Origin of the sequence: Paenibacillus sp. AR247, from assembly GCF_002968895.1 — a bacterium.
In the GTDB taxonomy this organism is placed as follows: domain Bacteria; phylum Bacillota; class Bacilli; order Paenibacillales; family Paenibacillaceae; genus Paenibacillus_AQ; species Paenibacillus_AQ favisporus.
The window spans coordinates 359,856-373,301 of record NZ_PCZT01000006.1; the positions used below are offsets into that span (position 1 = coordinate 359,856).

Consider the following 13,446-nt stretch of genomic DNA (forward strand, 5'->3'; position numbering starts at 1 on the left):
CCGCTGCCGGCGTCAACACTGGCCCTCCGCCATGATTCCATTTGACCTCAACCGAATAGGACTGATCCGTATTCGCAATATTTTCCACCGTCAGCTTGCGGGTGACGTCCGCTCCTGCACCCTGCAGACCGAAAGAAATGCTGCCGGAGTACGAGGTTTGGTGGGTATCGTCCTGAAGCTGAGCCGGAAGCGATTCTTCCACCTTAACGATGGCATCCGCCTCGGAAGAATTTTTCAGGTCAACGCGGCCGGCGCCTTGCTCGTTGGTGCCATACTCACGGTTATCCCGGTCTTTGATCAGAACCGCATTGTTCGTAAGCAGAGCCTTCACGTCATCCGGCTTCAGCTGAAGACCTTCTTCGCGCGTCTTCTCCAGCATGAGGGCAGCCGAACCCGCCACATGCGGAGCGGCCATGCTTGTGCCTTGCAGTTCCTCATAAGCGTTGGTATAGTCGCCGCCAAACGCTGGAATGGAAGACTTGATGCCCACGCCAGGCGCGGTAATGTCCGGCTTGATCGTATAGTTCGGCAGAGCAGGACCTCTGGAGCTTAGGTCTGCGAGCAGGTCGACTTCGGCTTTATAGCCGAACGTTACGTGGTTATTGCCTTTGGCAATCTCGCTCTTCAGCTTCTGGCCGCTTTCCTGGCTGATCGTGTACGCTGGCACGATGTCTTCGGCGCCATTCAACGTAGCTCCGCCGATTTCGCCTGGCACGTTATTGTAAATGATTACGGCCACGGCGCCGTTGGCGGCCGCGTTTTGCGCTTTCTCAGCGAAGGAGATTTCTCCGCGCTGCACAAACGCCGTTTTGCCCTTGACGTCAATGTTGGCGTAATCGGAAGTACGGCCGAGGCCGGCGTCCACAAGCTCCAAGTCCGCGCCTTCCGTTTCCAACTTCGGCGATGTCGCCGCCAGCTGGGCGTACGTAATGCCGATGGTATCGGATGTGAAAATCGGCGTTTGGAGCGGCGGCGTCGAGGCGCCAACGGAAATGGCCAGCTGTGCCGCAGCCGGGCTGCCAACCGTTTCCGCATCCGGTCCTTCATTGCCGTTGGAGATAACGACGGTGACTCCTGCCAGCGCCGCGTTGTCCGCTGCGATGGCATCCGGCGTATACGAGTTGTTCATATTGGAGCCCAGCGACAGGTTAATGACATCCATTCCGTCGCTGACCGCCTTTTCAATCCCGGCAATGACGTTTTCGGTCGAGCCGCTGCCATAAGGACCGAGTACGCGGTATACGTACAGATCCGATCCCGGGGCTACGCCGCGGACCCAGCCCTTGCCTGCATCGGGGTGCTCAGGGTCACCCCGTCCGGCAACGGTTCCGGAGACATGCGTTCCGTGATACGTATCATAGGTGTTGCCATTGCTGTCGAGCGGCTTACTTGGATCCGGGAGTGTCTCCATCGGATCGGCATCGTTGTCGACAAAGTCATATCCACCTTTGTAGGCGTCCTTTAAGCTAGGATGGTTGTAGTCAATACCGGTATCAATGACGCCGACCTTAACGCCTTCTCCGTCATATCCCGAATCCCACATGTCTTCCGCACCGATCAGCGGAGCGCTTTCATCCATGTTCGGCGTCATTTCATGCCCGTCCGCAACCGGCAGGGCATGCATTTCCTCATTCGGGAAGACGGCTTTAACGTTCGGCAGTGTCAGCAGCTTGTCCACTTCGTTCGCCGGGAGCGTCACGGAATAACCGTTAAAAACTTTGGAATATTCCCGTTTGAACTTGGCGCCGGTTTTCGATAAAGCTGCCGATTTAAAGGCGCTGTGCTCCTGATTCAATATGCTGCTGTAGCTTCCAAGCGATGAACGGGCCTGTGCTCCCGGTTTGGCCTCATAGACCTTAAGCGGATCGTTCTTCAGCTGAACGATGACCGTTACCGGTTCGCTGCTGTTCGATGGATCTACGAAGTTTTGGGGCTCATCCGGCGCCGCAGCTGCCAGGCTTTGAACAGGGGATGAGGTGCCTTGGGCCGGAGGGTTGAGCTTCCAGTCCCCTTGGCGTAGGGAAGATTCCAGATGAATGGCCGAATGGTCGGCCGAGCGGAGATCGGGTGCGGCAGCCGCCGACACGCTGGCGTTCGGATAGGCGACACCAATAGCCAGCAAGGCACTTAACAACAGCGTCGAATAAGTACGGATGGTCGATGAACCTTTTTTCAAAAGATGTCCTCCTTTATCGAATGAGATAGGAAATCATGCCGAAAAAACGATCCTCCTTTGCGCGTAACTAATTGAACACTAGTAAAATACATTTTTTATTTTACAATTTTTGCATTCTATTGGGATGAGACAAAAGGTTGATAGGTACTTTGGGCAGGGTGGGCGTTTGCTGTCGAGGAGAGGTGTCGAAATGCTCCAAAACGGCGCTTTCTGTGGCACAACGGATATTTTTTGCGTTATCCCATCGGTTAGATAGGTTTGTAGAATCGTTATCGTAGGACTAAAGAAAGAGGGAAATGCGAAAGGCCGAAAGACAAAAATCCTCTTGATCTCCCATGAGACGGGAGGCCAAGAGGATCGGAAAGTCCCCCTGCGGGGCTCGGAGGACCTGATCAGTTCTCCTGCTGGATGACTGGATGACGCAGGATGGTTCTCATTTTATGGGGAGGTGTTCTGCGCGGATCCGACAAATAAATTTCGTGATGCCGCCCCTTTGGTGTCAGGCGCTGGGCCTCAATATACTCGAAAATCTGCCGGATCGTTTCCGGCTCGGTACTGAACGGACCGACATGCAGCATCTGCACACAATCGCCCTCATACAAGCGTTCGAAGCTCACGGAGCGAAGGGGGGCAAGATGCGGTTTCTTGTTCACAGCCAGCATCCGGGCTTCTTCGAATCGTTCGGCCGATACATAGTCCGGCATTCGGATCAGCAGCTTCCACATCCAATCATCCCTTGAAGCGTACATAGCGTCTTGTCCGGAATGGGACCTGGCCCACCAGAGTCCTTCGAGCTTCGCTACGGTAAAATCCTGATCCTCCTGTTTATACATCCCTTTTATGCCATAAGCTACGGTATAGAGGGCTTCGGTCGCTTCAGCAAATCCTGGTCCGTTTGGATCGCCCTCGCCGTCAATCGTGAGATAGGGGATCTCATCAAAATAGCATTTTTGCGGGACTTGAGGGGCGGAATAATACGAGGGGTACGCTTTAGTCAAATCCAGCTTGCGGTTATCCAAATTCATAAGGTTATACTCCTTTCTTGTATTACAGGATAACCGCATCATACGACAACTTCCCTGACAGCTAGATTGTCAGGGAAGTTTAGGGCTTGTATGATGTTCGGCAATTTCGTGACAAAGTTCGGCGATCCGTTCTCCCAGCATGTATGGTTCCAGCACAGATACCAGCGTACCGAAGGAAAGAAGAAGGTGGGGCATATAGGTCAGCATCACGGAGGGCGGCATTTCAAACCGAAGCTCCCGGTCCGCGTGTTTGGTCAGAAACGGCTGCACGAAATATTGATTCCCGATGGACTCCAAAACATCCGAATCACCGCTAATTCGCACCGTAACCCAGGATGCATCCGTTTTCGAATGACCGGCCAAAGTATCCCTGGCCAGATCAGTAAACGTAACATCCTCCGGCCTCTCAAACGTTTCATCCGTTACCTTCAGCTGTTCGATCCGGTCGACGCGAAACATTCGGACGGAACCGCGCAGCTCACAGTAAGCGGCGATATACCAGCGGTTCGTCCGGTAAGCCAGGCGGTAGGGATGGATGCGGCGCATTCGCTCAGCATCTCCAGTCGTGTTGGCATATTGAATGCAGCACACACGGGAATGGGCGGCCGCTTCTTCAAGGTCGGAAAGTAACCGCTTAATCTCCCGGCTTGTTGAATAGGGGACGGCTTCCAGCCCGGCCTGATGGCGCCTTAATTCTTCTCCTTGGTCCTCATTCAGCCGGTGGCTGATTTTATCGAGCGCATGTTCCAGAGCTTCCGCAAACGGATACCCTGCCTGGGAAGCGATCCGCGCGCTGTGAGCCATCGCTTTCAATTCATTGGTGTCAAAAAACAGCGGCGACTCCCGAAAGGAGTCCGGAAGCGTGAATCCGCCCCCATGACCCGGTTCCGCGACGACCGGAACGCCGCTCTGGCATAGGAGGTCGACATAACGGTAGACCGTGCGGACGCTGACTTCCAACGCTTCGGCCAATTGTTCCGCCGTCATTTTCCCCCTCGACCGCAAAAGCCACAGCAGCGACAGCATGTAATCCAGTTTGGGCATATGATGAGCCAGCCTTCCATTTTCATAGTAACAATACAAAAAATGGGATATTCATCCGTTCCCCGTTTGTATGATATTCCCACAGTACCATGGGCGCGTCCGCGATGCAAAATCGATCCTAAAACCGCTTCAGCACACATATGGTGTAGGTAGAAGGGAGTGGGAAGATGGACAAGATCGTAGACAGGTATTACCTGCTGAAGCAGCGGCAGAGAGAAACGGAGCAGGAATTGAAGCAGCTACGCGAAGAAATTACAGCCTATTGTGAAACGCAGCAGGCCGATCAGCTGGAGATTGGAGCCTATAAGGTGAAGCTGGTATCTCAAATCCGCAAGGAATACGACGACCAGAAGCTGTACGAAGCGCTGCCGGACCCGGATTTGTGGCGACTGATGTCCAAGGCGGACGGATCGAAAATTTCCAGTCTGGTCCGCCTGCGTGTTATCCCGGAAGAGAGGCTGGAGAATACGTACGAGGTCAAGCAAATCAAGCTGCTGCATGTGGATAAAATATAACTTCGAGATAGGAGGCTGCCCGGGTAAGGGCAGTCTTTTTGTTGATCCCGTATATTTGGTTCTGTCCGGCCATCCCCAAAATGTTGTTATGAAAACCTGAAATGCTAATACACATACATAGTAAAGCGCTTTACTCCAAGGCTTCAAGGCAGAGATCTCAAGGCTTTACATCAAAAAGGAGGGGCAAGCATGGTCAAAGGGAAAAAGAAATGGCTGCTCGGATCCACCGCGCTCTTCTGCGCGTTAACGGTGGCGATGGCAGGCTGCTCAAGCGGCAGTGGCGGCACGAAGACGGCGGAGCCGGGAACGGATACGACTACGACCACGACCACGACTACCGGCAATACGGATTCTTCAGGCGAAGGAACCGCCAAGACGAAAACGACGATCTCGATCACTTACCGTGACGACGGAATCGGGGAGAAAGGCACGTTCTACAAATGGCTGAAAGAGCTGTCCGAATCGTATCCGAACAAGGATGTGGAAATCAAGCCGACACCGATTCAGGCGTCCGAAGGGGATTATTTTGCTAAAGTGGCTCTGGCGCTGAAATCCAAGGATACCGCTCCGGATATCGTTACGGAGGATACGTTTATTCTCAATTCCGATGCCAGCGCCGGTTACCTGGAACCGCTGGATGACAAGGTCAAGGCTTGGGAGGACTGGACGAACGGCTCCTTTATCGAGGCGATGAAAAAGGGGGTTACGGCCAGCGACGGCAAGGTGTACGGAGTACCGTACAACACCGATTCGCGTGGACTGTGGTACAACAAGGAGATTTTCAAACAGGCGGGACTTCCCGAGGACTGGCAGCCGAAAACGTGGGACGACGTGCTGAACGCGGCCCGGACGATCAAAGAGAAAACGAAGGATGTCGTGCCGATCTGGATGAACATGGGCAAGGCGACAGGGGAAGCCACCTCGATGCAAACGTATGAAATGCTGCTGTACGGCACCGGGGAGCGTCTCTATGACAACGATACCAGCAAATGGATCATCAAAAGCCAAGGCATCATCGACGCGTTGACTTTCATCCAAACGGTCAACAAGGAGAAGCTCGGACCTCCGCTGTCCAAAGTGCTGAACGGCCAGGCGGGCAACACCGCGTCCCGCGAATATTTGCCAAAAGGCAAGCTGGCGATTTCGCTCGACGGATCGTGGATTACAGGCAACTACTTTGATACCGGAGCTGCGCCTTGGCCGGAGTATAAAGACGTGCTGGGCTTTGCCCCGATGCCGACCAGCAAAGGCCAGGATCCGGGTTCCATCACGCTCGCCGGCGGATGGGCGCTGTCGATCCCGAGCAACGCGCAGCATAAGGACGAAGCGTGGGACTTCATTAAGTACGCTTTGAACAAGGACAACACGAAAAAGCTGGTCATCGCTTCCGGCAACATTACCGTCCGTGCTGACGTCGCCAAGGATCCCGAATACACGGCTCAGCCGTTTAACGGCATCGCCACGGAATACCTGCAGCATGCCGAATTCAGACCGGCGCAGGACAAATATCCGGAAGTGTCCACGCAGATCCAGACGATGGTCGAGAGCGTCGCCACCGGAACCTCTCCTGCGGATGCTGCGAAGAAATACGCGCAGGACGTAACCCGGATTGTCGGTGAGGACCATATCGTAGAGAAGTAACGTATCAAAGCTTGCTCATGCTGCTGCTTCCAGCGGGAAAAGCGCGTGGGCAAGCGGTTTTATTTTCAGCTTAGGGGAAGGAGACGTAACCTGAATGAGCAGTTTGACCGTATCTTCGGTGTACAAAAAAGAAAGTCGTATACATGGCTCTATTTCCTGCTTCCTTCAATCGCGATCATGCTCGTGTTTTTCATTTATCCGATTCTGTTAACGTTTTTCTATTCATTCACCAACCTAGCGTTGACGGGGGAAGCGGCCAAGGAACTGAAATTCGTCGGCTTCGACAACTATGTCCGCATGTTCCATGATCCCACGGTCCGGGTGAGCATTTGGAACACGCTGATCTTCCTGATCGGCTCGGCTGTCATCGGCCAGCAGGTGCTCGGATTTATCATTGCGCTCTTGATGAAGCACAAAAACCGGCTGTTTCGCCGGGTCATCGGCACCATCGTATTGGCTGGATGGGTCACGCCGGAAATCGTCTGCGCGCTGTGTTTATACAGCTTTTTCGGCGATGAAGGGACGCTGAATGCCATTCTTTCCTTCGTCGGGATTTCCGATGTGACCTGGCTTTATACCGTACCGATGCTGACTATCATTTTAGCGAACATTTGGCATGGCACCGCCTTTTCGATGCTGGTATTTCAGGCTGCACTCGACGACGTGCCGACGGAGATCGAAGAAGCGGCCGTCGTCGACGGCGCCTCCCGGCTGCAAATCTTGTTCCGGATCACCATCCCTTACATAAAAGACACCATTCTGACCAATATGATGCTCGTCACGCTGCAGACGCTGGGCGTTTTTGGCCTGATCTATGCGATGACGGGCGGGGGACCGGGAACGTCGGAGCCTGTTCTACATCCGCTCAATGAAGAGCATAAACAAGAGACTTCGTATGAACGCGAACAACGCAATCTCATCTACCGTATTCTGCCGTATTTGATCCTTACCGTCATCGGGATCTGCTTTTTGCTTCCGCTGCTGTGGGTGCTGGTCGCGTCCGTCGATCCCAATGCGCTGCAGTCGCTGAAAATGCCAACTCGTTTCACCGGTGCGAACTATGGGGCCGTGATTACGAACGGCGAGAACCAGCGCGCCTTCCTGATCGGTCTCTTCATGTCTCTCGGCCAAGCCGTCATCGTTGTCATTCTCGGTCTGCTGGCCGCCTATCCGCTGTCCCGGTATCAAATGAAATATAAGAAACCGTTTATGCTGACCATTCTGTTCATGACTTCGCTGCCGATTACGGCGGTCATGGTTCCCGTGTATCAGCTGTTTCTCAGCCTGAAGCTGTACAACAACATCTTTGGCGTCATTCTGTTCTATGTCGCTTCCTCGATGCCGTACGGCATTTGGATGCTGAAAAACTTCATGGATTCCGTGCCGAACGATATGGAGGAGGCCGCATGGGTCGACGGCGCGTCGGTGTTCACCGGCATTCGCAAGGTTGTAGCCCCGCTCATGATCCCCGGGATCTGCACCGTGGCCATCTTTACGTTCTCTGGAAGCTGGGGCAATTTCTTCGTCCCTTACATCTTGCTGCAATCTCCGGAAAACTTTCCGGCGTCGCTCAAGCTGTATCAGTTTTTCGGCCAATACGGCATGGCTGATTATGGCAAGCTGGCGGCATTCTCCGTCCTTTATGCGCTTCCGTCGGTCGTGCTGTATATTTTGTCGCAGCAGTTTATGTCCAAAGGGTTTGGGCTGCAGGGAGGTACGAAGGGGTAAACGTTGCGTTTTGTATTTAGATGGGCAAGGCCGAGTCTACTTGCCGGGTCTATGTCACTAGACGTGAAAAAGCAGGCAGAGGAACGGGAACGTTCCTTTGCCTGCTTTTTTTGGTAAAGCGGGGTGTTTCCGACGTGATAGTATTTTCGTTAGATAGATTTCCAGTGGACGGGCAGCTGGCTGCTTACAACGTTTTGGCCAGCTCGTTCAGCTTATTCATCGTATTCCAGTTTCGCGACGTAGCCGGAGCGTCAGCCTTGGACAAATTCGCGGCAAGCTTGGAGTCCCGGATACTTTGCCGAAGCATCAGGTATACGACATCGCCGACGGTGTGAAAGTCATCTCCGCCTTTGTCTAAGGCCGCCAGCTTGTCCAGCGCTTCCTGGCTGGGCTGTGAGGTGCGAATAGAGACATGGATGCTTTCACCTTCGCCCAGAGCAGAGGCGTCATATGGACATCCCGCGATGATCTGCTTCATTTCCTCCGCAGATTTCAGGGCGACCGATACCGGCTTGCCGATCGCCTTTTCCAAAAACAGCTCAATTTTGGACTTCAGTCCATGCGGCTCTTCATCGCTTTTAAACAAGACGTTCCCGCTTTGAATATACGTTTTGACATCGTGGAAGCCCATGTCCTCGAACATTTTCTTGAGCTCGGTCATTTTCACCAGATTATGTCCGCCAACGTTAATGCCCCGCAGCAGTGCGATATATACTGTCATCAATCGGCCGCCCCGTTTCGTTTTTTAACACAGTATACCATACATTTACTGGAATTCCGCTTAGGGATTCACGTGTGATCGCTCAGCTGTTCCAGCCTTTCCTCTGCTCTGTGAACGGACAGTGGGAGCTTGAGTTCATGCCCTAAATGGAGAGCTTTTTCATAATAGGTACGAGCGGCATCAACCCTTTGTTGAGCGAGTTCAATATCGCCGAGGGTGAGGCAGGAGGAGGACACCGTTCTTAGATATCCCATCTCCTCTCCCAAGCGGGTGGCGGTTTCGGCATGCTGCCGAGCCGTTTCGATCTGGCCGCGTTTCAGGTAAATGTCGCTCAGCAGCAAATGATCCAGCGGAAGATGGGGCTTGAACCCTGCTGTTTCTCGCAGGAATAAAGCTTGCTGTGCAAACCTTAACGCTTCGTCCAGGTCTCCGGATTGAAACGCATGGAAAGCAAAGTGGCGGGCAGGCTCGCTCTGCTCTAACGGAAAATGATGCTCCTCAGCGATTCGGGCTGCCTGGGCGTAATAATTCAGGGCCATCTCCTTCTTTTGCCAGCGTTCATACACGGTACCGATTTGGAAATACGATTCGCTTATGCCGCGGTTGTCCTGAAGCTCGAACCTCAGCTGTAATGCCTGCTCATGGTAATTCAGAGCCTCCCGATATTGTCCTGTGGTGCTCTCGATCGTTGTGCTCGAATTCAGTTCAACAAAATAGTGGGCCGTACCAAGGGAACTTAGCGCATCGGCCAGGCCTTTTCGGTCATTGGATTGCTCAGTGAGCCGCCTGGCTTCGTTCAGTATAGAAAACATAGGTTCCGGATCGACGTTAGTGTAGACATATTCATTGGCTTGTATTTTGCCAAGCTGCAGCAAAATCGGAAGACGCAGGTGCTGCGCCTCACGGATGCCGGTGATCGGGAGAAGCTGATTCAGGATGTGCAGCGCCTCCTGGGACCGCCCATTCCAAAAGTATGCCGTGGTGATTTCAACCAGATCTGTTATAGCGTTGTTGAATCTGCCGCCAAGATCACTTTGTGCTTCATGCTTTGTGTTTGCTGCATATTCTTCCACCATTAAATTTCCCCTTTCATAGTTGAACGTAGATATTTACAAGAACATTAGGCGATATCCCTTTCTTCGCAGAAGTCCGTTGAGATATGATAATTTTAGATCGGCGCAAGGAAGTGAACCATGTACAAATCGCAGCCAGTGTTCAGTTTTGAACAGTAAGGAAGAATTGTTCAGCAGTAGGTCATTGATCATGAACGATATCCAACTATGGGAGGGATAGATATGGCATCCACTGATAAAAACGGTGATCGTAGAATCGAGCGCACACGTCAGCTGCTTCGGGAAGGTTTCGTCGAAATGATCCGGGAAAAGGGCTTTTCCGCTATGAGTGTACAGGACATCACGGAGCGGGCGAATGTGAGCCGGGGGACGTTTTACATCCATTACACGGATAAATATATGCTCCTGGAACATGTCATCCGGGACAACTTCGGCAAGCTGCTGATGAATTCCGTTTCGCCGAATTCTCCGTGGAACTGCGAGAACGCACGAAAGATCATTATTGCTGTTCTTCAGTGCTTTGAGGGTAAATATAGCCACCGGCAGCCATCCAGCAGGGTACCGGTTTCAATTTTGGAGGAGACTATCCATGAAGAATTAACCCGTTATATCTCAGGGTTGATGAGGAATGATCCTGGATATCCGCTTGATGATCCATTGCAGCTTAAGGCAGGGGCAAGGGCCGTTAGCTGGGCTATTTTTGGTCCGGCCATTCAGTGGGCGCGGGAGCCGCGGACTATGTCCGAAGAACAGATGGCAGAGGTTATTTTGTCTGTGGTGGAAGTGGGGAGGAGGTAGCGTTGAAAAGGCGGTTTGAGGAGTTAATATCCATATCAAAGGAGTCGATGACGCGTGAATTGGCCAACGAAATGATCTCCTTTATGCTGGAGAACATCGGTGCGACTGATCCCCGGCTTCGAGACGAGCTCATATACGGAACACTAGCCCGATGGATACATAACGATTTTTTTAACGAAGACCAACTGGAGCACATTCTGACTAAAGCTACCGATGATAACCATTTATTTCATCAAATTGGTGAGGTGTGCACAGATTCGGTGTTTAAACGTTCATTTTCGGCACTTGCTGCTGCAGCCGTATTACAGAAAGACCAGAATGATGTCCGACTTGACCAAGATACCGTAAGCGGGCTCCTTGAACGGGTCTGCCAGTATCTCGAAATGGAGCAGGATACGAGAGGATATGTGGAAGGGAAAGGTTGGGCTCACGCGATAGCACATGGGGCTGATTTATTGGCAGCGGCCGTAAGACATCAGCTTAGTCCTGTTGATGGGTCAGGTTGGCGAGTATTAAATGTTGTGGGTCAAACCCTGTTCAAAGGCTACGTTTACTCAGACGACGAGGACGAAAGATTGATCCAAGTTTTAATAGCTCTACTTCATCGAAAAGATAGCGGAGAAGTGAATCTCGGCCTGTGGCTGCAAGGGATCGCTCATGATCTAGTTCGGATTCATGCTGATGAGGGAGCCGCGTTATACTTTTTTCGCTCAAGAACGAATGTCATGAACTTTTTCAAGACTTTGTATTTTTACCCGGCTGGTGAGGAGTACCGCAAAAATCTTGAAGGCCACATATTGATGCTTCAAAATATGATTTAAAAGAAAAAGTGCACTTAAACCAGCCCAACCGAGATGAAATTCGGCAGAATGGCTGAGTTCAGTGCACAACAATCATTTCTTCACATCTGTCCGGACCTCGTCAGGGAGCTTTAGAGTAAGAGTTCCGGACTGCTCCCGAATCTCCCCGTCTTGCGTCAGCTTATATGCCAGCTTGTTCAGCTTTCCATCCGGATCCAGACGTCCCGCCGTATACGTATTGATGTTCACGATGCTGCCTTCACGGTAATAAAAATAGGTCGTATCCTTCCAGGGTAACGGTCCGGTTGCGTCTGTAAATTTCTGCTGTGCAAACAGCTCCTCCACAGGTCTCACGCCCGGCGAGATATGAGCCTGCCAGGTGACGATCTGCATACCACCTTTTAACTCGATCCTAGACACCAGGTTGTCGGAAATGACGTAATACCTGGTGCCCACCCCTTGAGGGAAGAGAAGGATGGTGCTGAACCCTTCGGAAGTATGCTCGCTGCTCAAGGCTTCATGCTCATAATGCAGGCGACTGTTCATATCGAGCATCATCCGGCGGGCGTCGGCCAGGTCACCTGAATTCAGCACAGCCAGCTGCATCGGATTCAGCGGGGACTGAAACGATACCGTCATGCCCTTCACCTCCAGACGGTACCCCAGCCATTCGCTCCACAATCGCAGCGGTACATACATTTGATTGTGAATTCTCTGCATAGGCACATCCAGCTTGATTTTCGTCGACCAATCTCCCTGCTTCACCACAGCTGCGTTTTTACCAAGCGGAATCACAACCTTCTCCGACCATTTGCGGACGGTCGCTGCCTGGGTTTTGGTATCCCAGGAAACCGTTGCATGGATGGATTCGGCTAAGGTACGCAAGGGGACCAACACCCGCCCATCTTTCAGCACAGGTGCTGCATTTGGGACCTCTACATTTTCCATATATATCTTGTCCGGAACAGCTGCATAGACAGACGAGCCTGACATGAGCAAGCATGCCATAGTGATCGCGCCAATGATCTTTTTCATACAAAGTTCACTCCTTTTTATCTAAGACGTCTGAACAGGGCAAGAGGTTACCCGGATTAAAAATGTTGATGTCATGACTTGCGCTGGAGACGACTCCAGCGATTAGAATGCTTGAGAGAGGGGGTTGCTCCCCCTCAATCTATCCATCGCAAAGGAGAATGACCATGCAAATAGGTGTGATCGGAACGGGACACATGGGTGGAACGCTCGGGAAAAAATGGGCCGCAGAGGGGCATGAGGTGATGTTCGGCACTCGGGATCCGCATCATGAGCGAATTCAAGCTCTGCTTCAGGAGTCCGGCCCTCAGGCACAGGCGGGAACCGTGCGGGAAGCGGCTGCTTTTGGCGAAGTCATCCTGCTGGCCGTAATGGCGGACGAAGTGGAGAGGGTGCTGGCGGAAGCCGGAGCTCTGGCCGGCAAAATTTTGATCAACTGCACAAACCGTTTCGACGGGCAGTCGGCAGATATAGAGGTGCGTAGACTGGCGCAAGAGTCTAGGGTTGTCCGGGCATTCCATACCCTTACTTGGGAAGTGCTTGCCCAGCCCCGATACGAGGAGGGCAATGCCACCGTTTATATCAGCGGGGAGGATGCCGAAGCAAAGGATACGGTTGCCCGGTTGTCCCGCGATATCGGGTTGGATCCGGTGGATGTCGGCGATTCCGAAAATATGGAACGGATAGAGGCCGGGATCGGCATGCTGTGGCAGGCACTGTCGCCCTTGTTCGGACGCGACTTCGGCTTTCGCCTGCTCCGGCGGGAATCGGTGGATGCTTAAATCCGGGAGCGGGTCCATTATTGCTCATCCGTGAACGGTATCTCAGGCAGTATTCCAGTTTTAAGCTACGACAAAAAGCCAATAAACCGTTTGGATGCAGCCGAAAGAGGA

At 52.6% G+C, this 13,446-nt stretch carries 12 protein-coding genes; 6 read left to right on the forward strand and 6 right to left on the reverse strand.

Going from position 1 to position 13,446, the window contains the following annotated elements:
• The 3 genes from CPT76_RS41260 to CPT76_RS06685 all read right to left on the reverse strand — a co-directional run.
• Positions 1 to 2,176, reverse strand: a 2,176-nt coding sequence (locus tag CPT76_RS41260; protein ID WP_181152712.1) for a S8 family serine peptidase, incomplete at its 3' end; no start/stop codon positions are given.
• A 392-nt stretch (positions 2,177 to 2,568) separates the two neighbouring features.
• Positions 2,569 to 3,201, reverse strand: coding sequence for a GyrI-like domain-containing protein (locus tag CPT76_RS06680; RefSeq protein WP_105442325.1), 633 nt, complete (start codon positions 3,199 to 3,201; stop codon positions 2,569 to 2,571).
• 69 nt (positions 3,202 to 3,270) lie between these two features.
• A complete protein-coding gene (locus CPT76_RS06685) occupies positions 3,271 to 4,245 on the reverse strand; it encodes a helix-turn-helix transcriptional regulator (protein ID WP_105442326.1) in 975 nt (324 codons plus the stop codon).
• Between the two features lie 167 nt (positions 4,246 to 4,412).
• On the opposite strand from CPT76_RS06685, the gene CPT76_RS06690 reads away from it, so the two are divergent.
• The 3 genes from CPT76_RS06690 to CPT76_RS06700 all read left to right on the forward strand — a co-directional run bounded on the left by CPT76_RS06690 (position 4,413) and on the right by CPT76_RS06700 (position 8,129).
• On the forward strand, positions 4,413 to 4,760 hold the full coding sequence (locus CPT76_RS06690; RefSeq protein WP_105442327.1) for a hypothetical protein: 348 nt from the start codon (positions 4,413 to 4,415) through the stop codon (positions 4,758 to 4,760).
• A 189-nt stretch (positions 4,761 to 4,949) separates the two neighbouring features.
• Complete coding sequence (locus tag CPT76_RS06695; protein ID WP_105442328.1) at positions 4,950 to 6,401, forward strand: ABC transporter substrate-binding protein; 1,452 nt, start codon at positions 4,950 to 4,952, stop codon at positions 6,399 to 6,401.
• Positions 6,402 to 6,806: 405 nt separating this feature from the next.
• Positions 6,807 to 8,129, forward strand: a complete 1,323-nt coding sequence (locus CPT76_RS06700) for an ABC transporter permease (protein WP_258168174.1) — start codon at positions 6,807 to 6,809, stop codon at positions 8,127 to 8,129.
• Between the two features lie 184 nt (positions 8,130 to 8,313).
• On the opposite strand, the gene CPT76_RS06705 is transcribed toward CPT76_RS06700, so the two are convergent.
• Together CPT76_RS06705 and CPT76_RS06710 are read right to left on the reverse strand one after the other, a co-directional pair.
• Positions 8,314 to 8,850 carry a DUF1697 domain-containing protein gene (locus CPT76_RS06705; RefSeq protein WP_105442329.1) on the reverse strand — a complete coding sequence of 179 codons (537 nt, stop codon included), beginning with the start codon at positions 8,848 to 8,850 and terminating at the stop codon, positions 8,314 to 8,316.
• A 68-nt stretch (positions 8,851 to 8,918) separates the two neighbouring features.
• Positions 8,919 to 9,926: a tetratricopeptide repeat protein gene (locus CPT76_RS06710; RefSeq protein ID WP_105442330.1), complete on the reverse strand. Its 1,008-nt coding sequence runs from the start codon at positions 9,924 to 9,926 to the stop codon at positions 8,919 to 8,921.
• 219 nt (positions 9,927 to 10,145) lie between these two features.
• Between CPT76_RS06710 and CPT76_RS06715 the strand changes: the two genes are divergently transcribed.
• Both CPT76_RS06715 and CPT76_RS06720 read left to right on the forward strand, forming a co-directional pair.
• Positions 10,146 to 10,721 carry a TetR/AcrR family transcriptional regulator gene (locus CPT76_RS06715; protein ID WP_181152713.1) on the forward strand — a complete coding sequence of 192 codons (576 nt, stop codon included), beginning with the start codon at positions 10,146 to 10,148 and terminating at the stop codon, positions 10,719 to 10,721.
• A 2-nt stretch (positions 10,722 to 10,723) separates the two neighbouring features.
• Entirely contained in the window at positions 10,724 to 11,542 is an 819-nt protein-coding gene (locus CPT76_RS06720; protein WP_105442332.1) for a DUF2785 domain-containing protein, read from the forward strand.
• Positions 11,543 to 11,614: 72 nt separating this feature from the next.
• On the opposite strand, the gene CPT76_RS06725 is transcribed toward CPT76_RS06720, so the two are convergent.
• The gene (locus CPT76_RS06725) at positions 11,615 to 12,556 is read right to left on the reverse strand and encodes a copper amine oxidase N-terminal domain-containing protein (RefSeq protein ID WP_105442333.1); all 942 of its coding nucleotides are present in this window, start codon (positions 12,554 to 12,556) and stop codon (positions 11,615 to 11,617) included.
• 164 nt (positions 12,557 to 12,720) lie between these two features.
• Between CPT76_RS06725 and CPT76_RS06730 the strand changes: the two genes are divergently transcribed.
• A complete protein-coding gene (locus CPT76_RS06730; RefSeq protein WP_105442334.1) occupies positions 12,721 to 13,335 on the forward strand; it encodes an NADPH-dependent F420 reductase in 615 nt (204 codons plus the stop codon).
• The last annotated feature ends 111 nt before the right edge of the window (positions 13,336 to 13,446 follow it).

Excerpts from the sequence above, each read along its gene's own strand:
- CPT76_RS06680 (WP_105442325.1), bottom strand. The coding sequence starts at position 3,201 with ATGAATTTGGATAACCGCAAGCTGGATTTGACTAAAGCGTACCCCTCG.
- CPT76_RS06685 (WP_105442326.1), bottom strand. The coding sequence starts at position 4,245 with ATGCCCAAACTGGATTACATGCTGTCGCTGCTGTGGCTTTTGCGGTCG.
- CPT76_RS06690 (WP_105442327.1), top strand. The coding sequence starts at position 4,413 with ATGGACAAGATCGTAGACAGGTATTACCTGCTGAAGCAGCGGCAGAGA.
- CPT76_RS06695 (WP_105442328.1), top strand. The coding sequence starts at position 4,950 with ATGGTCAAAGGGAAAAAGAAATGGCTGCTCGGATCCACCGCGCTCTTC.
- CPT76_RS06700 (WP_258168174.1), top strand. The coding sequence starts at position 6,807 with ATGAAGCACAAAAACCGGCTGTTTCGCCGGGTCATCGGCACCATCGTA.
- CPT76_RS06705 (WP_105442329.1), bottom strand. The coding sequence starts at position 8,850 with ATGACAGTATATATCGCACTGCTGCGGGGCATTAACGTTGGCGGACAT.
- CPT76_RS06710 (WP_105442330.1), bottom strand. The coding sequence starts at position 9,926 with ATGGTGGAAGAATATGCAGCAAACACAAAGCATGAAGCACAAAGTGAT.
- CPT76_RS06715 (WP_181152713.1), top strand. The coding sequence starts at position 10,146 with ATGGCATCCACTGATAAAAACGGTGATCGTAGAATCGAGCGCACACGT.
- CPT76_RS06725 (WP_105442333.1), bottom strand. The coding sequence starts at position 12,556 with ATGAAAAAGATCATTGGCGCGATCACTATGGCATGCTTGCTCATGTCA.
- CPT76_RS06730 (WP_105442334.1), top strand. The coding sequence starts at position 12,721 with ATGCAAATAGGTGTGATCGGAACGGGACACATGGGTGGAACGCTCGGG.